Origin of the sequence: Dialister succinatiphilus YIT 11850 (genome assembly GCF_000242435.1) — a bacterium.
GTDB lineage: Bacteria > Bacillota > Negativicutes > Veillonellales > Dialisteraceae > Dialister > Dialister succinatiphilus.
Map to the genome: position 1 here is coordinate 1,047,012 of NZ_JH591187.1, position 24,459 is coordinate 1,071,470.

A 24,459-nucleotide genomic window follows, 5' to 3' on the forward strand; every position below is an offset into this window, starting at 1 on the left:
CTTCATTCTTTCCCGTCAATACGGAAGGTGGGAATCCTTGCCACAAACCGCCGCTCCCGCTGAACCATGGGCGTATGCCCCACAGCCACCGCCATGGCCGGCTTCAGCCCCTCCGGCAGGTGCAGGGCCTGGAAATATTTTCCGTATCCCTCTTCCCGGTTCAGCGTGCGGATAAAGCTGTAAATACAGATGGACCCAAGCCCCAGGTCCACCGCTTTCAGATGCATGTTTTCCGCCATAATCCCGGCATTGAGCTTGATAGAATCTTCCCGTGCCTCCGGGGTGTTCATGATCAGCAGCAGAAGCGGCGCCCCGTAAATAGGATCCCCTCTCCCCGACAGCGCCTGATTCTCCTCAGCCAGAAGCCTTAGCACCTTCTTGTCCGTAATGGCGGCAATAGCATAATTTTTGAAATCAAAATGCCCCACCGGCACCTCTTCCCCTGCCTTCACAATCTTCTGGATATCCTCCTCAGACACCGGCTCTTCCGTGTACCGGCGCACCGAGCACCTCACTGAAAGCACATGATCGAATTCCATGGTTAGTCTCCTTTCCTTGTTTTGGCAGAATCATAATGTTGAAAAGTTTCCCATCCGACATAGCACCACTGCCTCCCATCGCGGCAGGGAAACTTTCGCATTCAGTTTCCCATCCGCCATGGCACTGCTGCCTTCCATCGCAGCAGGGAACTTATCGATTCAAAAGATTCGAAAGCAGAGCTCCTGCCATTTCATAATCATCGATGGCCACGCACCAGGGACTGTCCTTTCCCTTCTCATACACACAGAGAGGGCCCTGGCCCGTTTCCACACGGTCCACATCAGAAAGCTCAGTCTCCATCCTCTCCTTCCGGCTTCTAAAGCCTATTCGCTCTGAAGTCAGCCAGAAAGCTCCCTTGTCTCCTTCCTCAAAGAGACTCTTATCCTCCTTATTTTCCCACTGGCCCACCTTGAAAGAATGGCCCCGGGAAATCAGGACAGGACCGATGACAGGCTTCTTCGGCTTCATGAGCCGGCCGGCAGCAGTAAAATGCAGTTCCTCCCCTTCCCGGTACTTCACATTGGCATATTCCCTGCTCACCGTGGGCATAAGCCCCTCCTCCTGGATTTTATAGAGGGCATTGCACCTTTTGGCAATGGTGGTGTACTTGTACTTTGCCTCTTCCTTCATCATGTAGCAGAGCTTCAGCAGATCGGAAAACATGCCGTATTCGTCATCATTCATGTAGCCGTCATGGTAAAGCTTCTCAAAAGCCTTGTCACAGGCCAGCGCCTGGGCCCGGGCCAGCTGTTTGTTGCCCAGGTCCTTTTCCTTCGCATAGGCGATGAAACTTTCCAGCCGATCTGCGTCCAGCTCATCATTGACTGCCGCCTCCGCCATACGGCTGGCATACTCTTCTATATACTGATCTTTTCCTCCGCCAAACAGATTAAAAAACAAGGATACCACCTCCAAAGCCGGTATGAATTACAAAGAAATGGACGCCGCCGACTGGGCAATCACCTGATCGGCATAGGTCTTTTCTTTTACATTATAAATATAGTCAAAGGAAATATATTTCCCATCTTTCACAAAAATATAGCTTGTATTATGATCTCCCTGGTCATCAAAGTCCAGCTTCAATCCGGGGAGCCCGTGAAAAGAATCAAAGAGGAACGTCACATTCTTCACATATTTCCCGGAACTTTCGCTGGCCAGCTTCGCCCGGAAATGGGATTCAATGTCCGCCTTTTCCTTATCACTCAAAGAAGCGAGGCTTGACGGAAGGAAACTGAACTCCCGGTTTTCCGAAATCGGCAGCGCTGCCACTCCCGTCATAAGGAGGTGGTTTCCCGCCACCAGCACATGGCCCGGCGCCACCGGCGGGTCATAGTCCACCTGCATGGACGACGGAATATCATAGGTATAGGCCGTGCCCTTCACGCTCACCTTCTGCATAGGCGTATAAAAAGACAGACTGTTTACCATGTTTTCCACCAGCGGCCGATTCCGCTTCACATCCTCTTCCTTCATGGTGAAGGAAATCATGGCGGTCCCTTCCTGGCGGAGGAACAGATACCGGATTACTGAAAAGTTGCCATCTTCTCCCTGTCCCTTCGTTTCCGCCCGGAGCGCCCTGCCGGCTTTCGTTTCCACAGACTTCATGGACACCGGCTTTTCTCCGGATTTTTTAATATTTTCCTGAAGGAACTTTTGCGCTTCCCTCGCCTGCTCCTTCATCTTTCCCTCACTGTAAGGCTGGCCATAGGCCCTGGACAAAATGGAAAGTGAGATTCCTTCATCCGGAAGAAACGCCTGATACACTGCCGGCGAAGACTTCTCATTTTCCACCCGGTTCCCCGGAATCACCATGGTGAGCCCGCTGACTTTATTATCATAGGTATAGGCTGCCTCCGAAACCGGCGCTGCCTCTCCTGCCACAGGTTCTCTGGCCCAGGTCCCCTGAAAGGACAGTGCCGCCGCCAGAACCATGGCAGAAATCACTGCTGCTTTTTTCATAATCCTATTTCCTTCCTCCTGCAGGGAAAACCACGATTTCATAAGCCCCCATCACGGGCAGTAAGACAGCAGTCCCTGCAGAACCCATGACCGGCAAAAAAATCTTCCAAAAACAGATTCTATACAGGAATCTGTGCTTTCCCGGATGATGTGATGATATAATTATTATATACCATAAAAGGAAATTCCAGATAAGGAAATCCGTTTTCAAAAGGAGGTCTTTTCCATGCAGTTCAAGAAAATCCTTGTTCCCGTAGACGGCTCCGGCACCGCAGACAACGCCCTCCGCTACGGCGTAGAAATGGCAAAAACCTACGGGGCCCAGCTTTTCGTTATCGTAGTGGCAGACATAGGCGAAGCCGCCTACCCCTTAATGCAGGTCAACCTTGATAGAAACGGCTTCGCCTCGGTCCGGGAAAAAGCAGAAGCAGTCATGGAAAGAATCAAAAAACAGATTCCCCAGGGCCTTCCCTTCACCCCCATCATCCGCACCGGCGTCCCCGGCAGCGTCATCACCTCCCTGGTTGACGAAGAAAATATAGACCTCATTATTATGGGAAACAGCGGCAAAGGCTCCCTTTCCTCCTTCATCATGGGCAGCGTCAGCCAGTACGTGATCCATCATGTGAAAGTACCGGTGCTGATTATTAAGTAAACCGACCTTTTTAAAGCAGGGCAGCTGATGGAGCGGCCTACGCCTGGACGCCCGCATGGTCCTTCCCTGTATCAGCTCTTTCCGAAAAAGCAAAAACAGTGAAACCGATATCCCCTCGATTTCACTGTTTTTTTAATGATTCTTTTCCAGGACTCCCAAAATCCTTCCCGTCACCAGAGTCAGGAAAAGATAAATCACCGCCGTAGTAATAAAAGTCTCCCATACCCGGTAGTACTGCGCATTGGCCGCATTGGCCCAGTACATGAGCTCCGGCGTGGCTATTACCGACGCCAGCGACGAATCCTTGATGAGACTGACGAAAGAATTTCCCAGCGCCGGAATCACCGAGCGGATTGCCTGAGGCAGGATGACATACCGCATGGCCTGGAAATGAGAAAGCCCCAGAGCGCTGGCCGCCTCCATCTGCCCCGGGTCTGTGGCCAGAATGCCGCCGCGGATGGTTTCCGCAATATACGCGCCCGCATTGATGGAAAGCGCAATCACCGCTGCCAGCACACCGTCCGGTTTCCTCATAATCAGCGGAATCACGCCGAAATACGTAATCAGTATCTGCAGAAGAAGCGGCGTTCCCCGGATGCTCTCGATAAAGCACACCGCCGGAATAGACAAATATTTCTTAGATGAAATCCGGGCCAGCGCCAGGAAAAGGCCGATGAAGAATCCCGCCGCAATGGCAATCACCGACAGCTTCACCGTCAGCAGAGCACCGGAAATAAAGAAAGGCGTATACTCCTCCACAATGGACACTTTGAAATCAAACATCTCTATCACTCCTGCTTCAAAGAAGCCAGCATCTTCTCATCGGGACTGCTGTGGAACCACTTTTCATAGATACGGCTGTACGTGCCGTCACTGACCATATCCGAAAGAGCCTTGTCCAGCTTCTGCTGCAGCGCCTGTCCCTTATCTTTCGGATAAAGAATACCGAAATACTCCGGCGTAAAAGCAGCGTCATCATAGAGGATTTTCAAATGCTGATCCGGATACTGGGCCTTGATAGCCTTCACCGACGTTTCATCCCCCACCAGCGCATCCACCTGACCGCCGATGAGCATCTGAATGGACATAGGCGTTTTGCGGATGGCCGGATTATTTTTCCCCATCAGTTTCTCCAGCGCCTCCTGGCCGGTGGAACCATTCTGCACAGCCACTGTCTTCCCGTCCATCAGATCCTTCGCACAGGAAATATCAGTATCCTCCCGCACCAGAATCGCCTGCCGGGACACAAAATAAGGTTTGGAAAATAGATAAGTCTTCTTCCGGTCATCAGTAATGGTAATCCCCGAAACAGCGGCATCTGCCTGCCCCGTGCGGATCTGCTCAAAAATAGCCTCCCATCCCGCATCGGTGATATCCGGCGTAAGCCCGGCCCGCTTCGATGCCTCTTCGATGAGATCGATATCAAAACCCGTGATCTTCCCATCCTTCAAATACTCGAAAGGATTCCAGTTCGCATGAGTCACAATATGCACATGCCCCTCGGAAGAAGTCCCCGCTTCAGGCGCCTCCTTCCCGCAGCCCCCTGCCAGCAGGCACCCTGCCGCCAAAAGAGCCGCCGCCGCTGCTATCCAAAGTTTCATTTTCCTCTTTCCTTCCTGAACTAAAGCCGCCACCAAAGCACCAAAGCCAGTGGCTATTATTTTTCATGTTCATTATACTCCCTGAAAAGATATAATACAAGTTGTTCACTAAAATAATGTTTGTTAGATGAGCAGTCTACGGATAGCAAAGCCTATGACTTGCCCGCCCCTGCCTGCAGAAAGCAAGCGCCAATGGGCAGAAGGGCATCCAAAAACCGATAGCCGTAAGCGGATAGCGCACAGCCGAACTCTTCCTGCCGTCTGATTATCACCCGTCGAAATGCCTCTACTCCTGCAAACCTTAATTTTCTTTTCTCAACATTACGCCATACCAAAAGGACGCCTTCTATCCAAAGGCGCCCTCGCGATTCCAGCTATGCTTTTATTTCTTTTTGCAAATCGTAGTCTTCTTTGTCTGTACGGACATTTCCCTTTCTATTCCTACTACTTTTCTATAATCTTAAATCCATTCCCAAGTCCCCACTCCCCAAAAGCCAGCGGGCAGCCTTCAAACCTGAGAAAAAAGCAGAGCACCTCTTTTTGCCTGCCCATCCCCATTCAGGAGGTGGGTAGCGGGCCGGAAGGGGGCCATAAGCAGCCAGCCGCAAGCAGGAATCTGACAGCCCATAGCGAACCGCTGAACACTCCCCACCTGACGTCTGATAAGTCTCTCCCCTTTCCGCCATTTCGAGGGAAACCGAGAAATCTCCCACGCACAATTTCACCACCGTAAGTAGAATCTACGTTACAAGCCACACTGATAGTCTGAAGTCTGACCGTCTGATGTCTCCCACCGAATTGTCTCTACCTCCTCAAACCTCAAATTTCTTTCCTCGAATCTATCTTGAGCGTCTGTCTATCTCCTGCCGATACATCATAAAAAAATCTTTTTCCATCATGTTCACATAAAAGCCAATTTTTCTATTCATATAGTAGAAGGTAACAAATCATGAGACCATGCTTCGGAAATCAAACCTTTTCCTGCTAATCCTAGGCAATACAGAAAAAGGCATTCCATTGCAACAGTCGGGATCCCATGTTCCTTCTCTCCAATCCGGGATGGTAGTAAAAAGCAAACACAAAGAAACTCAGGACTCCAGAAAATCCCTACAGGGCAGAAATGACGGGAGACTCCTGTATGGCGCGCGCCGTCGTACCTCGTACAGCAGCGGCCGTAGACCATGCAGACACCGAACTCATTGGGCATGATGGGAAGCTTGGAGACACCGGGTTTCTTTGTAGTGGTTTTAAGGAAATGATTTCCCGCCTCTGCGCCTACTTCCCCCTGCCCAAGGAATGGGCAGCAAGCACAATGATACGAAAAGGGAGCAATTATCACAATCTCTTATCTCCCGGCACTCAAAATCTTGGACAGCATCAAAACGATCTTATAATCAACTTTTAATCAAAATATTTTAATACCATCTTATAATGATCATTCATTCTGAGCCCCTCAGCTCTCATACCACCGGCTTGCCCCCACAAAGCATGTCTTCTATGGTTTTGGCTACACCGTCTTCTTCATTGGAGGGACAAAGGGCCCGGGCCGCTTTTTTAGCTACTTCATCAGCATTGCTGACGGCATAGGAAAGGCCGGCCATCCGAAGGAGGGGCACATCGTTTTCCGTATTTCCAAATGCCATGACTTCATCGGGAGAGATACCTTTCTGGTCACAGAGGAAGCGCACGGCTGCTCCTTTATTGACTCCTTTTTTATGGACATCCACGAAATCATCGCCAGGGAAAACTACATCCACCAGACCGCTGAACTTGTCTTCCACTACCTGCCGGATAGCCATCCTTTTTTCCAAAGATGGATCGGCAAAGACGATGCGAGTCACCAGTTTTTCGGGATGGTAGAAATTCTCACCCAGGTACACCGGTTTTTTGGAGCGGTATTTCTGGTACTTTTTCTCTGTGCCATTGGGTCTATCCATGTAAATCACATCATCCATGAAGGAGGTGGCATTCCACCCTCTTTTTTTTGATTCCAGAAGGATGGCGGAAGCCAGGTCCGGTGAAAGTCCTTCCTGCCGCACAGGCTCTCCGGTTTCACTCATCATAATCCAGGCTCCGGTGTAGCAGATAAGGGGCACATTGCCCAGCTGGAGCGTATCCGCCTTTGCTTTGGCCGAGTCCCACATGCGGCCAGTGGCCACTACGATTTCATAGCCCTGGCTTTGGGCCTTCTTGATGACCTGTCTGGAATAATTAGAAATCGTCATATCATCATGAAGCAGTGTGCCATCCAAATCGATGGCAATCAAACGAACAGCCATAGGAAACTCCTTTCAGAAAATCACTGATTTCTCCGCCGAAGGCCGGAGAGCAGGACGGGACTGGGAATCTGGGAAAGAAAGACGCCCAAGGTCATGGCAATGACACCGATGGTCTGCCTGAGGGTAAAGGATTCATCCAGGAAAAAAAGGCCTGACAGCCCTCCGAATACCATTTCCATACTGAGAATCATGGACGCCTCGGTAGGCGGCATGTACTTCTGCCCCACTGCCTGCAGGGTATAGGCCACACTGGTGGAAAGAATCCCTGTATAGAGAATGGGCCACGCCGCCCCTTTAAGACCTGCCAGGTCCGGCGTTTCAAAAAGAAAGGCCAGCATGAGGTTCAGCACCCCCGTCACCATGAACTGCCCTGCCGACAGAAGCACCGGAGAAAAACGCTGAGTCAGATAATTCAGCATATGGATCTGCACCGTAAAGGACAGAGCGCAGAGCAGCATGAGCCCATCGCCCAAACTGATGGAAAAGTCGCTGGTTATGGAAATGAAATAAACCCCTGCCATGGCCAGGATGGCGCCAATCAGATGATTGCGAAGAAGGGGCTGTCCCAGAAAGAGGCCTGTGATGGGAACCATGAGAAGATAATTGGCCGTGAGAAAGCTGGCCTTGGAAGCAGTCGTATACTGCAGCCCCACCTGCTGCAGGGTAGCTCCCAGAAAAAGGGGAATCCCCACCATAAGGAACGCAGCCCAGAGAGGGATGGACGTGGGCAGAGGACTTTTCCCCTCCCTGTGAAAATAGAGAAAAGGCAGAAGAGCCAGAGAGCCGATGACAAAACGAACCCCGTTAAATGTAAAAGGGCCCACCGTATCCATGCCCACTACCTGGGCCACAAAGGCGAAGCCCCAGATGAGGGCCGCCGCCAGCAAAAGCAGACGATATTTCATATACATGCTCCTTAGGGTATAATAGAGAAAGCTTTCCTTATTATATCAGATTCAAAGGTTCCATACCCCAAGAAAGGAGAACATGATGAAAGAAATCGTAATCGCCCAGCCCCTGGGCGTATCCAAAGAAACACTGGACACCCTCCTTGCCCCTCTCACCGGCAGGGGATACCATCTCACCCTCTGGGACAGCCTCCCAGAAAACCAGGAGGATCTGGGAAATCGCATTTCCAAAGCAGACCTGGTGGTCATTGCCAACTACCCACTGAAAAAAGAAGCCCTGGACAAAGCCTCTTCCCTCAAATACCTCTGCGTCGCTTTCACCGGCGTGGACCATGTAGATATCGATACCTGCCGTGAGAAAGGCATCGCCGTCTCCAACTGCGCCGGCTACTCCACCGAATCCGTGGCAGAACTGGCCATAGGTATGATGCTTTCCCTCTACCGGAAACTGGCGGAAGGCAAAGACGCTGCCACCCATGGAAAAACAGGCGCCGGCCTTCGGGGCATTGAAATCAAAGACCGCACAGTAGGCATCATCGGCACCGGCGCCATCGGATACCGCACCGCAAATCTGGCCAAAGCCTTCGGCGCCAAAGTCATCGGCTATAACCGTTCCCACAGCCATGACGATATCACCTACACCAACCTTAACACCCTCCTTCAAACAAGCGACATCGTATCCATCCACCTGCCCCTTACCATAGATACAAAGCACTTCATTGACAAAGACAAACTGTCCCTCATGAAAAAAGATGCTATTCTGATTAACACCGCCAGAGGCGGCATCATCGACAATGAAGCCCTGGCAGAAGCGCTGAAAAAAGGTGAAATCGCCGGCGCCGGCATCGATGTATTCGATATGGAGCCGCCCCTTCCCGAAGACTATCCCCTCCTTTCCGCCCCTCACACCGTCCTTACGCCCCATGTAGGATTTGACACGGAAGAAGCCATGGAAAGAAGAGCCGCCATTGTGGCAGACAACCTCAAGAGCTTTGTAGAAGGAAAACAGAAAAATATCATATGCTGACATAAAACAGAAAAGCCTATCAGGGGAGTATGGACCAGCTTTTCCCGACTTGCGTATCCTACCCAGTATACGCACACTAATGAGGAAAATCCTGCGATTGCTCTTCCTTATTGCTTTTCTGTTTTTGCTTTGCCTTTGCTTCTGTCTGTTGCCGGCCGGGTTTAGGAGAAGTGAGGGTAAAAAGGAAAATCCCCTGATTTTTTCCCCTCGCCCCTGTCCTCTTCTCCACCGCGGATGTGGAAAAAGCCATTTGAGAAATGGAATCCATCATCTCATGAGGTCTTTTCATTCCTCTGATATGAATATCGCAGAAGTCTCACTTCTTTGCCCCCCTGGATGGAAATTTTTTAAATTCTATTTTCTCGAGCCTATCCTCATCGCTGATACGTAAGGGCAGTGAAGAAATGAAAATCATTTTTTCACTGCCCTTTTGGTATACATTCATTTTCACGGAAATTAATTAAATAACAGCCTGCGTCCTCTACGTCATTTCGAGTGATGCTGCATGTGGTTATGAATGATCATACTTTTTGTTCTATTAAGGCTCTGAACCCGGAAATCTCTCACCGTAATGAGGCTTGTACCATGGTGAAATGAGATTTCTCCACTCCGCTCCGCTACGGTCGAAATGACGGTGAGGCGGAATAGAAAATCTATTGAGATGAGGTTGTAAATCGGATACCATCCATGTTTTTGTGCTGCCTTTTGACAGTATGAAAAAAGCAGCCCCTCATGGACTGCTTTTTTTCATTGTAAAAACTCCTGATTGGTCCCATACTTATGCACGGTAGGGCGTCAAGGCATCTGCTTCGATGAATCGGCCAGGGATAGCCGCCTAAGCGGAATGTCTGTGTCGTCAAGGAAGAAAAGATGCGCTATATTGCCACCAGGATGTCTAGCAGGTCATGCCTCAGGAGTTTTTATGGAGTTTTCGGCGCGCCGGAGAGGAAAAATTCATGAAGGCTCACAGTCTTTCCTCCCCACTTCCATGGATTGTGCACCGCGGGAATTGGAAAGACTTTCGCCAGGCCTTTTCGCCTCTCTGGTCATATAGTCAGGGAGCCTGGGTAAGTGTATCAGTCAGGATTTGTGGATATACCCTTGGACACACCTTCGGCGTGAGGGTTGACGGGCTATCGGTCAGTCAACTAAAAGGAAGGTACTTGTATGCTGCAGGCTAAGGACCAGCTTCGCCCGACTTGGAAATCCCCTGCATTGTCTTCACAAGGGAAAACAGGAAAGCCGGGCTTTGCCCTTTGGAAATGTACCCTTTTATGCTAAAAAGGGCTGTGAAAAAATGGGAATCATTTCTTCACAGCCTTTTTCATTGACAACCTGCAGTTTATCCATTTCATGACTGCCGCTTATCTTCGAAATTAAATTTTTCCATATCCGCCGGCAGCCTGGCAGTGAACAGTTTTCCGGAGAGCACTTCCAGAGGAGGATTCAAATGTTTTGGAAACCGGACTTTTCCTGCATGGAGCAGCTGCCGCCTGATATGATTTCTATCCGAGAAGGCTATGCTTTCCTTTGTACCGTACTTCCTGTCTCCCAAAATGGGATGACCGGCGTGAGCGAAGTGGACGCGGATCTGGTGGGAGCGTCCGGTAATGAGATGGACTTCCACCAGGGTGCAGAGGTCCTGCCCCATTCTTTTCACGGCGATTTGCTTATATCTTGTTTCCACGGGCCTGGCGCCTTCTTCTTCATGGTCCAGACAGCGAACCTGATTTTTTCTTTCATCTTTAACCATCCAGCCTTTGAAGGTACCCTGTTTTTCTGTTTCGCCCCAAACCATGGCGATGTAAGTTTTGCTTACTGCCCTGGTGCGGATGAGCTCACTCAGCTGCTGCAGGGCAGCCATGGTCTTTCCGGCCAGCACAATGCCGCTGGTATTTCGGTCCAGCCGATTACAGATGGAGGGACGGAAGGCCGGGGTGATTTCATCTTTTAAATAGGCAAGAAGACCGTCGTTCAGGGAAGGGCTGCCGCTGCCGTCCCCCTGGGAAAGAAGACCGGCCGGTTTATTCAGCGCCAATACGTTCTCATCTTCATAGAGAATGGAGGAGAAGAAAAAGGAAAGGTCCTTCCCTTTCGGTTTCATTTCGTCCTGAAATTTTGAAATAGTATCATCGGAAAACCAGATGTCTATTCGGTCGCCGGAAACTAGTTTTTCTTTTCCTTCCATCTTTTTCCCGTTCAGAGTGATGTTCTTTTTTCTCATGCTTTTCCGAAGCAGACCTGCAGCAGCATTCGGAAGAATATGGGTTACATATTTCCATGCAGTAGTACCTGCTTCTGCCTGTGATACGATCCAGGATTTCATAGATTCACCTGCCTGTCTTCATAAAGGAATCCCGCTTTTCGAAGGGACTCTTCCACCCTGTCCATATCTTCTTTCTCTTTCGTTTCCACCAGATGGCTGTGGATGCCTCCGCTCATGGACGAAAGAAGGGGCGCATTCTTTGTTTTCATTCTTTCAATGAAAGCCTGAATGTCTCCCCTGTTCCTGATTTCCAAACCGGCGGTAAGGGTACCGTACACTTCGTGCTCTACGGACACGTTGTGCACCATGCCGCCGGCAGAAATAATCATTTCCAGTTCTTCTGCCGTATGACGGCGGTCATGGCAGCAGACCAGGGTTTTACGGTATCCCTTTCCTCCCTGTTCGGTCAGGTAGTATCCCCGGGGTGTGGATACCACAGGCAGTCCCCGAGCCTTCAGAAGGGCCATGTCTCCTACAATGATCTGCCGGCTGACATGCATCTGACGGGCCAGCTCGCTTCCCCGCACTTTCCCCTGCTTTTCCTTCAGAATATGTGCTATCTTTTCCCGCCGTTCTTCCCCATTCATCTATACCACCTCTTATGGGTATTGTATCACAAAAGGACTGCCCCGCGGCCTTGGTTCATAGCGGACATATTTTTAAACTGGACCGGCCTCTGGACAGCCCGCAGCGGCTGCCCCGATTCCAGCCCTCAGCCTTCCGGCTTCCCTGCCAGTTCTTCCAGTTTCTTTCTGTCCGCTTTCCCTGTAGATGTACGAGGTATGGCGGGCAGCACCATGAAGCGGGAGGGAATTTCCCAGGGTTTCAGATGGCAGGAGAGGCGCTTTACCAGCTGTTTTCTTTCCATCACCTGTCCCGTGAGGAAGGCAATCAGGGTATCGTCGCCGTTTTTCTGTTTCAGCGCGGTGACTTCCGCGTCTTCCACGCCATCCACCATGAGGAGGGTGGAGAGTACTTTCTGTCTTGATACGTGATTTCCCTGTACATGGTACATGTCTTCCCTTCTCCCCAGAAAATGGAGCTCTCCCTTTTCATCCAGCCGACCCAGGTCGTGGCAGGTATAGGGCATGTAAATCCCTTCGATGCCATAGGGGGTGTCTACAGTAATTTCTCCATTTTCGATGGAAACTTTCACATGGGGGAAGGGTTTTCCCACTTTGTCCGGGGAATGAAGGATTTCTTTTCCCTCAGTGAAGGAGATATAGCTCAGCTCAGAGGCGCCGTAGTATAAAATCACGCTGGCCGCCGGAAACCGTTCTGTGAGCCGCCGGTAAAGGGAAGCAGTCATAAGCTGGGAACCGGTGAGGATGTGGGTCACCGGTTCCGCCTGTCCCTTTGTTTTGGACAGCAGGGAAAGCTTGGAGGGAATCATGTAGATATGGGTGATTTTCTCCTTTTGAATCCGTTCCATCCATGTTTTCGGTGTCAGGCGGCTGCTGCCATGCAGAGAGGCACCTTCGGAGAGAAAATCCATGACCATATTCAGATTTCCAGTAAAAGCCAGAGATCCATGAAAAAAGAGACGGGACCTGCCATCTACTTTGAAAATCCGGTCCTGCAGGGGAAAGAAATCTGTCCAGCTCTCATCCCTGCGGTAAAGGATTTTCGGAAGGCCTGTGCTGCCGGAAGTGAGCACCCCGAAGACGCCGGACCGGGGTGCAGTTCTGTCCCAGGTCCGAAGGAAAAGATGTTTCTCCTGTTTCAAAGAAAGGGAAGGCAGCGGTCTGTCGGAAAGGAAAAGGCCTACCGGCTGTTTTTCCAGCATCACCGACAGCTCTTTTTTCTCCAGATATTCATGGTAAAGGACTGGTACACTGCCGGCATAGGAAAGGGCCAGAAAATAGAGAAGCTGTTTCAAAGGCTGGTGCAGGTAGAGCGCTGTGAGCTTCCCTTTCACGCCCAGGGCTGAAAGGGCTTCTTTTTCTTCTTCTACAAACCGGAGGGCTTCACCCCAGGTCATGGAAAAGCCATCATCCTCATAAAAGGTATCATCCTTTTTTTCTTTCCCCCACCGGAGAAGGTATTCATAGCATTTCATAGCTTCACCTCCAGAGGGATGGAAAAGGCGGTGTGTCTTTCCCTTTCTTCTGTCCATTCCCTTTCATCCACGTGATGAATGAGGACCGCTTCTCCCACACCACCGGCGGCTGGAATGGCGGCCACTCCCAGATTTCCATCTTCCCTTTCCAGAATTTTCATAAGGTGTATCATGATTTCCGCGCCGCTGGCTCCATAGGGATGCCCGTAGGCCAGGGCGCCGCCCCAGCGGTTCAGCCGGTCTGCCACGTCTCTGTGCTTTTTCCGAAAGTCGGCACTGATCACTGCAAAGGCTTCATTATACTCAAAAGCATCCAGATCACTGTAAAAAAGGCCTTTGTCTCTAAGGAGTAAGGAAACTGCCAGGTCTGCTGACAGCGGCGGCACTGCAGGATCTGCGCCGATCATGGAAAAGCCTTTGATTTCAGCCGACGGCACCAGGTCCCTTTCCCGGAGCCATCTTTCCGATGCCAGCATCACAAAGGCAGCCCCATCATTGATGGTACAGGTATTGGCAGCGGTAAGGATGCCTTCGGGAAAATCAGTGACCCTGGGAGCTCTTGCCAGCAGTTTTTCAGACATTCTTTTCCGAAGAGCCTCGTCCCGGCTGCTGCCAAAAAGGGGGAGAATCACATCCTTCAGCCATCCTTCTTCGGCCGCCTTTTTCGCTCTTTCCTGGCTCAGAAGGGCTGCCTCGTCTGCTTCCTCTCTAGTAATACCGGCTGCTTTTGCCGCCCTTTCCGCTCCAAGAAGCATGGCGTCATCACCAAATTCGCCGGGCCGGAACTGGGCCGCCGTGAACACAGGATTTCTAAGGCTGCTTCTTTCATCATTGTCTGCGTATCGCCTCTGGGGCTGAAGGGATGCACTTTCTGCACCGCCTGCCAGCACCACATCCCACTCCCCTGCCATAATGGAAAGGGCCGCCATGTGGATGGCCGCCAGACCGGAAGCGCACTGCAGGTCAATCGTAAAAGCCGCCGCCCTTTCAGGAAGACCGCCTTCCAGAAGAAGAAGGCGCCCTATATTTCCGCCAGGCCCCACAGCGTTGCCGCAGATGAGGGCATCGGGCCCCTGAATGCCGTACCTCTGGCAGAGGGTACTGGCCACCCTGCCGCCCAGCACTTCCGGTCTGATATGTTTGAAAATGCCGTTCCGGATGCCGATATGGCTCCGAAGACCGCCTGCAAGAAATACCCGGTTCATTCAATCACCGCCTCAAAACATAATACCCGGGAAAATCCATAAATGGTTTTTCCTTCTTTTTTCAAATACACCGCTTCACCAGCATACAAGGGATGGTGGAAGCGGATATGGAAGGTTTTAAAATTTTTCTTTTCTGCCAGGGCAAGGGCGATCTGGAATCCGCTCACCACAGGGCGCAGGGTCTGATGGATTTCATTGTGGTCCCCCAGGGAAAGGCTGAAGGAACGCACCTCTTCTGCAGAAAACCGGCACCACAGGGATCCCTGGCCGTTCCTTTCCTTCCCCGCTTTTTCGGAAGGAGGAAAGAGCAGGATGGACATGTCTGCTGTGCCCTTCGTCACCCTGACCCTGACAATCCGCCTTCCGCTGCAGCTGACTTTACAGAGCCCATGGGTATCCCCTTCTCCTCTACTGTAGCGGAGTACTCCCATCACCATGCCCTGCCACTCCTCTTTCCAGGCAATGCAGAGCGCCTTCATCAGTTCTTCCATGAATTCTCCTTTATAAAAATGGCGGAAGGCAATGCCCTCCGCCATGAAATTTCTAAAACTAAAGAAGCAGGGATTAAAGTTCTCCTACCAGTCTTCTTCTGTACTTGCTGACCAGGAAAGAAGCAAGCAGTATTTTGGCAAAATCACCGGGAAGGAAGGGGAACATGCACATCACCATGGATGCCCAGATGCCCGTGCCCGTGAGGAACATGAACCAGGCAAGACCCATGATATAGCACACCGCCGTACCTGCAATGGTGGCAGCCATCATGTTTTTAAAGGAATAGCCCAGCTTTTCGGAAACCAGGCCCACCACAAATGCCATGGGCGCAAAGCCGATGATAAATCCGCCGGAAGGGCCTGCAATCACAGAAAAACCGGCGCGCATCATGGAAAATACGGGCACCCCTGCCATACCAAGAAGCAGATAAATCACAATAGCCAGAAGACCATACCTCTTTCCAAGGAATCCGCCGGCCATGAGTACCGCAAAGGTACCAAGGGTAATGGGCACCGGCTGGATAGGAATGGTAATCTGGGAACACACCGCAGTGACTGCAGCAAATAATGCACATAAAACCTGCATACGGATAGAACGATTCTGATTCATAATGACCTCCTGTTGATGGATTCATTATAAAATCATGGAGAAAATTTGTCAACTGTCATCATATAGTAGTTTACAAATGATAACGATTGACCAACCTGGATCAGAAAGTTTTCGGAGAAACCGGCTGTCCTTCTCCTTACCCTTCATAGAGCACCGGTATCCAGTATGCTTCATTTCCTGCAATTTTTTCTTCGCTGAACCGGGCATAAATGGCCGATGGCCTGTCTCCCAGCATGAAGCAGGACAGCGTGACATATCCTTCCAGTATGCCCACGTCCGTTTTGGTCACGATTTTCTGCTGCGGTATGTACTGCTGCACCAGGGATGATTCGCTGTCGCGGCATACCACGTCCTCCGGATCTTCCACTTCTTTCCGATACAGGGTCTCCCCTTTTTCGTTAATAATATCAATACCCCGTCCTTCTCTGCCCCAGATGGGTTTCCTGATCCACTGGGAGGGACTTTTTTCGTCTGGCCGGAAATCCCGCTGAAAAAAGCAGGGCGGAATATAGGTCCTGATGATTTCCCGTTCTTTTTCCGAGAAAAAGGCATGGTCTTCCATGAGGGCATAGAGCAGGGCCTGGAAGCCTTTGGACTGCATGATAATGGACTCCGGCGGATTCATCATATGGAAGCGGCCGGCCCCATAGCCTTCCATCATCAGTTCTCCCAGGGATGAACCGTCCTGATCCGCCTTTTCCTCAATCAGGATTTCCATGGGATGCATGCGGTAGAGGAAGGATACGGTCCTTCCGTCGGGCAGGGCCAGGCTGCCGTCTTCCATAACCGCCAGATTGTAGAAGGATTCAAAGAGGATATATCTCCGCACGTCATCGGGCACTGCTTCCTTCATGGCGTTCATGAGAAACCGGGTGGTCCCCATATCTTCGATATAGTCATGGAAGCAGGAGAAAAGAATGGGATGTTCCTCCAGCTGCCGGCTGCTCATATGTCCACAGCACCTTAGATAGACATCCAGAAGGAAACTGCGAAGGCCGTTCATTTCAAAGGCATTGGGATTTTCTTTTCCGAAATACCGGGCTGCCACGCCATTGGCATAGTAGGCTTCGATTTCCGCGCAGGGCGTATCTGCATTGATTTCAACCATGTGGATGGCTCCGGTCTTTTCATCAATCACGTAGTCAAACCGGGATATCCAGGTGGGCAGGTCTTTCATGGCATTGCCGCCATGGAGATATTTCCGGAGTTTTTCTGGAATTTCCATGTCATCCATGAAAGAATCGCTGCACTCCATGGCCCGCCGTACCGCTTTGGCAAAAATGCCATACAGCGCCCCGCTGACCTGCCGTACTTCTTCTATCTGCTTTCTCGTCACAATGAGGGGCAGATGGGTGGGATAGCGGAAGGGATAACCGGGATATTCCACATAGGGAAATATATTCCTGTCCAGATCGTCCATAAAAGTCTTTTCCATCAGGACGCACCTCCCCTCACACCGGCACCGCCAAATCCGGTCTTCCCGCCGGATGGGGCCTTCACTGTGGAATTTCCGGAAGATTTGCCGGATTCATAGGAGGCATTTTTATTTCCAGCAGAGGCACCGCCGGTATTCTGCTGCTTCTGCTCCGTGTAGGCAGGCCGGTCATTCAGCACGCTGCCTGTATTCCTGTCATAGTGTCCGGAATATCCCGGCAGTCCATGAAACATGAAATAGCTCATCATGAGAAGGGGCAGCAGACTGGAAGCACCGGACACGTACTGCAGATTGTCATTTTCATCACGGCGGAAGGTCACTTCCTCCCCATTATCATACCGGGCCGTTTCCGTACCGTCCTCATTCTTCACCAGGTGGTAGGTCCGGCCGTTCTCATCCTTCAGCTCATCCCCCTGGGCCTTCTGCTCCTGCCCGCAGCCCGCCATCATCACCGCCGCGCCGCCGGCCGCCATAAAAGCAGCCAGAATGGCTGCTGTCTTTGCACTTCTATACATGTGTGTCTCCTTTATTTCTATTTGATGAAATATGATTTGTTCTTTAAGTATCATACCATATAAAGGGCTCTCCGGTTTCCTGTTTTTTATTTCCACTCTTGCCATCCAATACAAAAGGGGCTGTGAAAAAATGATTTACATTTTTCACAGCCCCTTTTGTATACATAAATTTTCACGGTAATTGGCCCAATGACAGTCTGCTTCCTGCCTCTACGTCATTTCGAGCGATGCTGCATGTAGTTATGGATAATAATGCCTTTGGTTCTATTGAGGCTCTGAGCCCCGAAATCTCACGCCGCAATGAGGTTTATACTATCGTGGAATGAGATTTCTCCACTCTGTGGAGGTCCTGCATAGGACCCCCAAGTCAGCCGAAGTTGGCCTCTAGCCTGCCCAATAAGAGGCTTTCCTATTGTCGGCTGACTGACCGTCGAAATGACAGTGAGGTGGAGTGGCAGCGGTGTCATTTCTGTATTTTTTCACAGCCCCCTTCCTCATTAATAAAACATGGATTTACAACATTCCAAGAAGGTCATTGAGCCCTTCTGTCATGGTAGGATGGGTGTAAATGCTGTCGCGAAGGACAGAATATGGAATCTTCCGGTCCATTGCCAGTCTCACCAGGTTAATCATTTCATAGGATTCCAGGCAGAAGAAATGGGCTCCCAGAATGAGACCGCTCTCCTCATCCACAATGACTTTAAGAAGGCCTGATGGATTTTTCAGTACATGGGCCTTGGGAATCGCTGCCGCCGGCATGGAGGCAGTCAGGACTTTCCAGCCCGATGCCCGGGCTTCCTCTTCCGTCATCCCCACTCTGGCCAGCGGCGGATCCAGAAAGAGGGCGTAGGGAACGGGGCCGCGGTTTTCTGTCGTTCTCTTCAAGTCCCCGTTGAAATTGCTCTTCAGGATGCGGAAATCATCCAGGGAAATATAGGTAAACTGCATGCCTCCCGTCACATCTCCGGCTGCCATGATGTGAGGTTTGGATGTATGAAGGGAGCTGTCTACTTTCACTGCTCCTCGAGGCGTCATTTCCACTCCTGCTTTTTCCAGGGCAAGAGAAGATACATTAGGCTGCCGTCCCGTAGCTGCCAGCAGGACATCAGCGTGAAGGATTTCTTCTCCGTTCTTTGTCTTTACATGAATCAAGGCCTCTTCTTTCTCATCTTCCACCCGAAGAACGTCTGCTTCTTCCAGAATGCGAATGCCCTGTTTTTCCAGATGTTCTTTCACCGCCGCTGCCATTTCCCTGTCTTCCTTCGGAAGGAAAACAGAGCCCTTCTGGATGACGGTCACCTGGGCACCGAAATTGTTATAATAGGACGCAAATTCCAAACCGATATAGCCGGCTCCTAGAATCACCAGATGACGGGGCAGCTTTTTCTCATCCATCAGGGTCTCGCTGGTGTAAACAAAGGCGCTCCGGTCAAGCCCTTCCACCTTCGGCATGACAGGCGCTGCGCCTGTATTGATGACAATATGCTCTGCCCGGATGATTTCTTCTTTTTCATCAGAGGAAATCAGGATTTCATGGTCATTCACAAAGGACGCCGTGCCGTCATATACAGTCACTCCTGCCTGTACCAGCTTATCATAATTTTTCCCGCGAAGCATGGCGGTGAGACGATTCTTCTCCTCCACCGCTTCTGCATACCGCTTTTCTTTTTCTTCCCAAGAACCGTCCCGTCCATGAGACAGGCGGGCACTGTATTCCAGAGATTTACTGGGTATGCAGGCTACATTGATGCAGGTGCCGCCATACCGTTCTTTTGATTTTTCAATGAGCGCCGTTTTGATGCCCTGGGATGCCAGAAAAGAAGCAAATGTTTTTCCGGCCTTGCCAAATCCGATAATTACGTATTCATAGACTGTCATAGGTTTCCTCATTTCTTTTAAATAGGTAAATCTAAAATTATATATATACATTTTACATCAGGAGGAAGAATGATGTCAATTTCAAAATGGGGGGCGGACATGCCGGAAGCGTGAAGGTTCAGAGGGTGGTGGCTGAAAAGGTTCTTAGGATTGACCGGCCCGTTGGGCCGGAGGGTTCTCATGTTTGACAGCCGCTTCGCGGCTGAGGGTTGAGGTGGCGGCTGACGCCGCAGGATAAAAAGGGGCGCGCCTGTCGGCGCAGGTTGTGTAGAAGGGTTGTGTAGAAAGGGGCGGGGAGAAGGGTTCAGAAGATTCAGAGGGTGGTGGATTACCCTTCGGGCAATAATTATGAAGTCAGCGTTACGGAAATACCTTTTGTGTCACCAAGGGTACATGGCGAAGTGCAAAAGCCTTCTTCCTCTGGAAGACGACAGTCCTACAGAGGACTGTCGAGTCGGGCTAATATTCGAGTATAGCCTGCACACTAAGCGAGCACCTTAATGCCCGACGGTGTCGCCGTCAGGCGACGAATGGTAGCGGATTTTCGAAGAAAATCCGAGGCCCTGAAGGGGCCTAATGTGTCTCTTCCGTAAAATGCCGCCTTTCGGCGGCGCCTTTGCACAGCAAAGGCCTATCCTCAGCCCTATCGGGCAGCTCCTTCCAGTGAAAGGAGCCTTACGTTACGGGATTTCCTTTCTGATACATAAATCGTGCTAAACATTCTGCTGAATTGGCCACCTCCGGTGGCCACCCCTTATCCGGCTGCGCCGGACTCCCTCCACGGGAAAGCGTCTCACGTGATTTTCGGGTCGCTATCGCTCCCCTACAAATCACGTTCGCTTGCCACCCTATTCAGGGGAGAGAATAGACCTCTCTACGCTTTCCTGTAGAGTTATGTGGCACACTGTTGAGCGTCCATAGTGCCCCCTGAACAGGGAAAAGGTGGTGGCGCAGCCACCAAAGGGGGTGCCGCTTTTCCATCGCCCGCCAGGGCGGTTTTATGGTTTTATCATAATGGCGCCCTTATGTCCCAAAGGGCGCCCACCAAGGCCGATAGCTGATAGCTGACAGCCAATAGCCGGTACTAGTTCACCAGCCCACTAGCCACCAGCCACTAGGGAAGTGCTGATTAAATCGTTATCTGATTTTATTCTTGAATTTTTATGCAATGCAAGGAATGGAGGCGACGCGAATAGCGAGCTATTTAAGGAGCTCCATGACGAAGCAGTGCATAAAAATTCTTATAAAAGCAGACTCTGCGAATTAATCAGTGCTTCCCTAGATCTGCGCCGTCAGGCGCTCCTCGATCCCGGCCCCGACCCCAGCCGCTCTGCGGCTGCCTTCACTCCTTTGCCTGATGCACCACGATCTGGGGGAAGGGAATGTCGATCCCGTTTTGGTCAAAGGCTTCTTTCACCCTGATATACAGCTCATTCTGGGCGTCAAAATACTTCTGCCGGTCCACCTGGGCCCTTACGTAAATGCGGATGGATGATTCGGCCAGGGCGCTGACATAGACAGGAAGGTTTTCTTTGTTCAGCACATAGTCATCTTCCGTAAATATCTGTTTCAGCAGTGCAATGCACTTGGGCAGGTTGGTGCCATAGCCTACATCAAAGGTAAATTCCAGATTTCTTGTTTCAAAGGCAGAATAGTTTTTAATGACGCTGTTGATAAGAGATGAATTAGGAATCACAATCATCTGGTTTCCCAAGGTGGAAATCAGGGTATACATAATGCGGATATCCGTAACTGTTCCCTGATTGGAGCCGACCTGGATATAGTCGCCTACCCGGAAAGGGCGGAAAATGAGGATGAAAATACCGGATGCCACATTGCCGATATTGTCCTTGAGTCCCAGACCGATGGCCAGACCCACGCCGCCAAAGGCTGCTGCCAGGGTTCCTGCTGCCACGCCGGCCGTTCCCAGCGCCACGATGGCCACAATGGCCAGGCAGAAGAAGAAAATAATTTCGGAAATGAACGTTTTGGCGGAAGGATCTACATTGCTCTTTTCCAGAATATGCTCAGCCGCTTTGCGAATGTAGCGGCAAAGGATATAGCCGATAATAAAAAGGATGATGGCCTCTACCAGATCCAGCCCCTTGGTAATGGCAAACATTTTCAAATCGCTGATAAATTTGGCGGTAATACTGATTTCATCAGTTACTACCTTTGTCACTGCATTGGTTTCCAATGGAAAAATCCTTTCTCTAAAATGTCTATAAAATAGAAGAAATCCATATTTCTTTTATTTTACCATATCTTACCAGCAGAAAAGCGGTTCCCCTTCAGGAACCGCTTCTGCTGGAATCATGTTTATTTCGCCTGTTTTTCACCGGCCGTAATGATATTTTCAATCACCATGGCTGTGGTCACGCTGCCTACGCCGCCAGGAACAGGGGTAATGGCGCCGGCCACCCGGGAAACCGGTTCATAGTCCACGTCTCCCACAGTTTTGCCGTTTACCCGGTTAATGCCTACGTCAATGACTACGGCCCCCGGTTTCACCATGTCCGCCGTCACCGCTCCCGCATGACCCAGGGCAGCCACCAGGATATCCGCTTCCCTGGTGATTTCCTTCAGGTTCTTCGTATGAGAGTGGCAGATAGTGACAGTGGCGTTCTTTTTCAGAAGCATAAGGGATACCGGTTTGCCGATTACATTGCTCCGTCCGATAATCACTGCCTTTTTCCCGTCGGGATTGATGCCGTAATGATCAAGAATGGCCATGACGGCCCGGGGGGTACAGCCGAAAAGTCCGTCCTTCCCTGCAAAGAGCCTGCCTGCATTGGTATCGGTCAGACCATCCACATCCTTATCGGGATTGATTAAAGCAATCATCTTTTCAGAATCAATGCCTGCCGGCAGAGGCATCATCATCAGAATGCCCGTGATTTCCCGGTCATGGCTGAGATCAGTAATCAGGCTTCCCAGCTCTTCTTCCGTAATGTCTTCAGACTCCCGGAAGATTTCTGATTCAATGCCGTAGCCTTTGGCCACTTTCTGCATAAAGGCTGCATACATGGCGGAAGGTTTGCTGTTTCCCGCCAGAATTACAGCCAGTTTCGGTTCATAGTGCTTTTCCCGCAATGCGGCCAGCCTTGCCCGGAGAACCTTTTCCAGGGAAGCGGCCGTTTCTTTTCCGTCCAGTATGTCTGCCATGTTAGAAGAGTCCTGTAATATGTCCTTCATCATCTACATCAATCCGTTCAGCAGCCGGATGTTTCGGAAGGCCGGGCATGGTCATGACCTTGCCGGTCAGAACAACGACGAAACCGGCACCTGCGGAAATCTTCACTTCCCGTACATGCAGGGTGAATCCTGAAGGAGCGCCCAGTTTGGCAGGATCATCACTGAAGGAAGCCGGGGTCTTGGCAATGCATACCGGCACATTTCCAAATCCCATGTCTTCGATATGCTTCAGTTCCTTTTCTGCAGCGCTGTCATACTGCACAGTGCCTGCGCCGTAGATTTCCTTGGCAATGGTTTCAATCTTTTCCTTCAAGGACAGGCTGAGGTCATAGAGCGGCTTGTAAGCAGAACCTTTATCAACAGCTGCCAGCACCTTACGGCCCAGGTCAAGGCCGCCTCTGCCGCCGTCTGTAAAGACGGTGGATTCAGCCACCGGAACGCCTGCTTCGGCGCAGGCATCTTCGATAACCTTCTTTTCTTCCGCTGTATCACTGGGGAACATATTGAGAGCCACCACAATGGGCAGGCCGTATTTCTTCAGGTTGGAAATATGACGCAGCAGGTTCGGAAGACCTCTCTTCACGGCTTCCGGATCCGATTCAGTGAGTTCGTTCTTTGCCTTGCCGCCGTTCATCTTCAGTGCACGGATGGTGGCCACCAGCACGGCAGCGTCCGGTTTCAAGCCGGCGAAGCGGCACTTGATATCCAGGAACTTTTCAGCCCCCAGGTCGGCACCGAAGCCTGCTTCCGTTACCACATAATCAGCCAGATGGAGAGCTGTACGGGTAGCCAGTACGGAGTTGCAGCCATGAGCAATATTTGCGAAGGGGCCGCCATGGATAAAGGCCGGTACATGTTCCAGTGTCTGTACCAGGTTCGGTTTCAGGGCATCCTTCATAAGGGCAGCCATGGCACCCTGGGCGTGAATATCACCGGCAGTAACCGGCTTATTGTCGTAGGTGTAGCCTACGATGATCCGGGCAAATCTTTCCTTCATATCACGAATGGAATCGGCCAGGCAGAGGATGGCCATCACTTCGGAAGCTACGGTAATATCAAATCCGTCTTCCCTGGGAACACCATTGGCATGTCCACCAAGACCTACGACGATATGGCGGAGCACCCGGTCATTCATATCCTCCACCCGTTTCCAGACCACCCGGCGGGGATCGATGCCCAGGGCATTTCCCTGCTGGATATGGTTATCCACCATAGCAGCCAGAAGATTGTTGGCTGCTGTAATGGCATGAAGGTCACCGGTGAAATGGAGGTTAATATCTTCCATAGGAACCACCTGGGAATAGCCGCCGCCGGCAGCGCCGCCCTTAATACCCATGCAGGGGCCAAGAGACGGTTCGCGGAGGCAGATCATGGCCTTCTTGCCGAGCTGAGCGAGCGCTTGTCCCAGGCCTACAGTGGTGGTCGTCTTTCCCTCTCCTGCCGGGGTTGGAGAAATAGCGGTCACAAGAATCAGGTGGCCCATCGGCTTATTTTCCAGTTCTCTGGTCAGTTTCAGAGAAACCTTCGCTTTATAGGGACCATAATTTTCCAAATCTTCCGCCGGAATTCCGATGGAAGCACCGATTTCCGTAATCGGTTTCAGTTCTGCTTTCTGTGCAATTTCAATATCGCTTAACATCATGTCCACTCCTTCATACCCAACCACATTCAGAAATTTCCAGTTTCACCAGCCCCAAAGGCTGATGAATCAGTGCTCTTCTCATTATATCACAATAAGGGGAGGGTTGACGGGGCTTCGCCCCGAAGGGTAAGTGTCAAGTTTTCCTCGGTAATTCATTTGACTGTCGATAATTACTATCTCCGTGGCTTCGGTTT

At 50.9% G+C, this 24,459-nt stretch carries 22 protein-coding genes; 2 read left to right on the forward strand and 20 right to left on the reverse strand.

All coding sequences use genetic code 11. From position 1 onward, the window contains the following. Positions 1 to 2: 2 nt before the first annotated feature. From HMPREF9453_RS04545 to HMPREF9453_RS04555, 3 genes are all read right to left on the reverse strand, one after another. A complete protein-coding gene (locus HMPREF9453_RS04545; protein ID WP_008859392.1) occupies positions 3 to 539 on the reverse strand; it encodes a nitroreductase family protein in 537 nt (178 codons plus the stop codon). A gap of 151 nt (positions 540 to 690) precedes the next feature. Beyond that, positions 691 to 1,440, reverse strand: a complete 750-nt coding sequence (locus HMPREF9453_RS04550) for a hypothetical protein (RefSeq protein ID WP_008859393.1) — start codon at positions 1,438 to 1,440, stop codon at positions 691 to 693. A 27-nt stretch (positions 1,441 to 1,467) separates the two neighbouring features. Further along, positions 1,468 to 2,499 carry a hypothetical protein gene (locus tag HMPREF9453_RS04555; RefSeq protein ID WP_008859394.1) on the reverse strand — a complete coding sequence of 344 codons (1,032 nt, stop codon included), beginning with the start codon at positions 2,497 to 2,499 and terminating at the stop codon, positions 1,468 to 1,470. 226 nt (positions 2,500 to 2,725) lie between these two features. Between HMPREF9453_RS04555 and HMPREF9453_RS04560 the strand changes: the two genes are divergently transcribed. Then, on the forward strand, positions 2,726 to 3,154 hold the full coding sequence (locus HMPREF9453_RS04560; protein WP_008859395.1) for a universal stress protein: 429 nt from the start codon (positions 2,726 to 2,728) through the stop codon (positions 3,152 to 3,154). 132 nt (positions 3,155 to 3,286) lie between these two features. On the opposite strand, the gene HMPREF9453_RS04565 is transcribed toward HMPREF9453_RS04560, so the two are convergent. The 4 genes from HMPREF9453_RS04565 to HMPREF9453_RS04585 form a co-directional block, all read right to left on the reverse strand. Next, positions 3,287 to 3,937, reverse strand: coding sequence for an amino acid ABC transporter permease (locus HMPREF9453_RS04565; protein WP_008859396.1), 651 nt, complete (start codon positions 3,935 to 3,937; stop codon positions 3,287 to 3,289). A gap of 5 nt (positions 3,938 to 3,942) precedes the next feature. Continuing rightward, positions 3,943 to 4,755 carry a transporter substrate-binding domain-containing protein gene (locus HMPREF9453_RS04570; protein WP_008859397.1) on the reverse strand — a complete coding sequence of 271 codons (813 nt, stop codon included), beginning with the start codon at positions 4,753 to 4,755 and terminating at the stop codon, positions 3,943 to 3,945. Between the two features lie 1,460 nt (positions 4,756 to 6,215). Then, the gene (locus tag HMPREF9453_RS04580; RefSeq protein WP_008859399.1) at positions 6,216 to 7,034 is read right to left on the reverse strand and encodes an HAD family hydrolase; all 819 of its coding nucleotides are present in this window, start codon (positions 7,032 to 7,034) and stop codon (positions 6,216 to 6,218) included. Between the two features lie 20 nt (positions 7,035 to 7,054). Then, positions 7,055 to 7,939 (reverse strand): DMT family transporter, encoded by an 885-nt coding sequence (locus HMPREF9453_RS04585; protein WP_008859400.1) that lies wholly within the window; start codon positions 7,937 to 7,939, stop codon positions 7,055 to 7,057. Between the two features lie 85 nt (positions 7,940 to 8,024). On the opposite strand from HMPREF9453_RS04585, the gene HMPREF9453_RS04590 reads away from it, so the two are divergent. Further along, positions 8,025 to 8,969 (forward strand): NAD(P)-dependent oxidoreductase, encoded by a 945-nt coding sequence (locus tag HMPREF9453_RS04590; protein WP_008859401.1) that lies wholly within the window; start codon positions 8,025 to 8,027, stop codon positions 8,967 to 8,969. 76 nt (positions 8,970 to 9,045) lie between these two features. On the opposite strand, the gene HMPREF9453_RS04595 is transcribed toward HMPREF9453_RS04590, so the two are convergent. The 13 genes from HMPREF9453_RS04595 to HMPREF9453_RS04655 form a co-directional block, all read right to left on the reverse strand. Further along, positions 9,046 to 9,240, reverse strand: a complete 195-nt coding sequence (locus HMPREF9453_RS04595; RefSeq protein WP_148363692.1) for a hypothetical protein — start codon at positions 9,238 to 9,240, stop codon at positions 9,046 to 9,048. Between the two features lie 1,080 nt (positions 9,241 to 10,320). Continuing rightward, entirely contained in the window at positions 10,321 to 11,295 is a 975-nt protein-coding gene (locus HMPREF9453_RS04600; protein ID WP_008859402.1) for an RluA family pseudouridine synthase, read from the reverse strand. Further along, positions 11,292 to 11,822 (reverse strand): transcription repressor NadR, encoded by a 531-nt coding sequence (locus HMPREF9453_RS04605; protein WP_008859403.1) that lies wholly within the window; start codon positions 11,820 to 11,822, stop codon positions 11,292 to 11,294. Before HMPREF9453_RS04605 ends, HMPREF9453_RS04600 begins: the two co-directional genes overlap by 4 nt. 125 nt (positions 11,823 to 11,947) lie before the next feature. Then, positions 11,948 to 13,294 carry an AMP-binding protein gene (locus HMPREF9453_RS04610; RefSeq protein WP_008859404.1) on the reverse strand — a complete coding sequence of 449 codons (1,347 nt, stop codon included), beginning with the start codon at positions 13,292 to 13,294 and terminating at the stop codon, positions 11,948 to 11,950. Continuing rightward, positions 13,291 to 14,499 carry a thiolase family protein gene (locus tag HMPREF9453_RS04615; protein WP_008859405.1) on the reverse strand — a complete coding sequence of 403 codons (1,209 nt, stop codon included), beginning with the start codon at positions 14,497 to 14,499 and terminating at the stop codon, positions 13,291 to 13,293. Before HMPREF9453_RS04615 ends, HMPREF9453_RS04610 begins: the two co-directional genes overlap by 4 nt. Continuing rightward, complete coding sequence (locus tag HMPREF9453_RS11040; protein WP_008859406.1) at positions 14,496 to 14,990, reverse strand: hotdog family protein; 495 nt, start codon at positions 14,988 to 14,990, stop codon at positions 14,496 to 14,498. The genes HMPREF9453_RS04615 and HMPREF9453_RS11040 overlap by 4 nt, the downstream gene beginning before the upstream one ends. A gap of 73 nt (positions 14,991 to 15,063) precedes the next feature. Beyond that, complete coding sequence (locus HMPREF9453_RS04625) at positions 15,064 to 15,600, reverse strand: biotin transporter BioY (RefSeq protein WP_008859407.1); 537 nt, start codon at positions 15,598 to 15,600, stop codon at positions 15,064 to 15,066. 136 nt (positions 15,601 to 15,736) lie between these two features. Continuing rightward, a complete protein-coding gene (locus HMPREF9453_RS04630; RefSeq protein WP_008859408.1) occupies positions 15,737 to 17,035 on the reverse strand; it encodes a glutathionylspermidine synthase family protein in 1,299 nt (432 codons plus the stop codon). Further along, positions 17,035 to 17,550, reverse strand: a complete 516-nt coding sequence (locus tag HMPREF9453_RS04635) for a hypothetical protein (protein WP_008859409.1) — start codon at positions 17,548 to 17,550, stop codon at positions 17,035 to 17,037. Before HMPREF9453_RS04635 ends, HMPREF9453_RS04630 begins: the two co-directional genes overlap by 1 nt. Positions 17,551 to 18,063: 513 nt before the next feature. Further along, positions 18,064 to 19,428 (reverse strand): FAD-dependent oxidoreductase, encoded by a 1,365-nt coding sequence (locus HMPREF9453_RS04640; RefSeq protein ID WP_008859410.1) that lies wholly within the window; start codon positions 19,426 to 19,428, stop codon positions 18,064 to 18,066. 1,342 nt (positions 19,429 to 20,770) lie between these two features. Further along, complete coding sequence (locus HMPREF9453_RS04645; RefSeq protein ID WP_008859411.1) at positions 20,771 to 21,625, reverse strand: mechanosensitive ion channel family protein; 855 nt, start codon at positions 21,623 to 21,625, stop codon at positions 20,771 to 20,773. 122 nt (positions 21,626 to 21,747) lie between these two features. Beyond that, on the reverse strand, positions 21,748 to 22,593 hold the full coding sequence (locus HMPREF9453_RS04650; RefSeq protein WP_008859412.1) for a bifunctional 5,10-methylenetetrahydrofolate dehydrogenase/5,10-methenyltetrahydrofolate cyclohydrolase: 846 nt from the start codon (positions 22,591 to 22,593) through the stop codon (positions 21,748 to 21,750). Between the two features lies 1 nt (position 22,594). Further along, a complete protein-coding gene (locus tag HMPREF9453_RS04655; RefSeq protein ID WP_040379626.1) occupies positions 22,595 to 24,262 on the reverse strand; it encodes a formate--tetrahydrofolate ligase in 1,668 nt (555 codons plus the stop codon). Between the last annotated feature and the right edge of the window lie 197 nt (positions 24,263 to 24,459).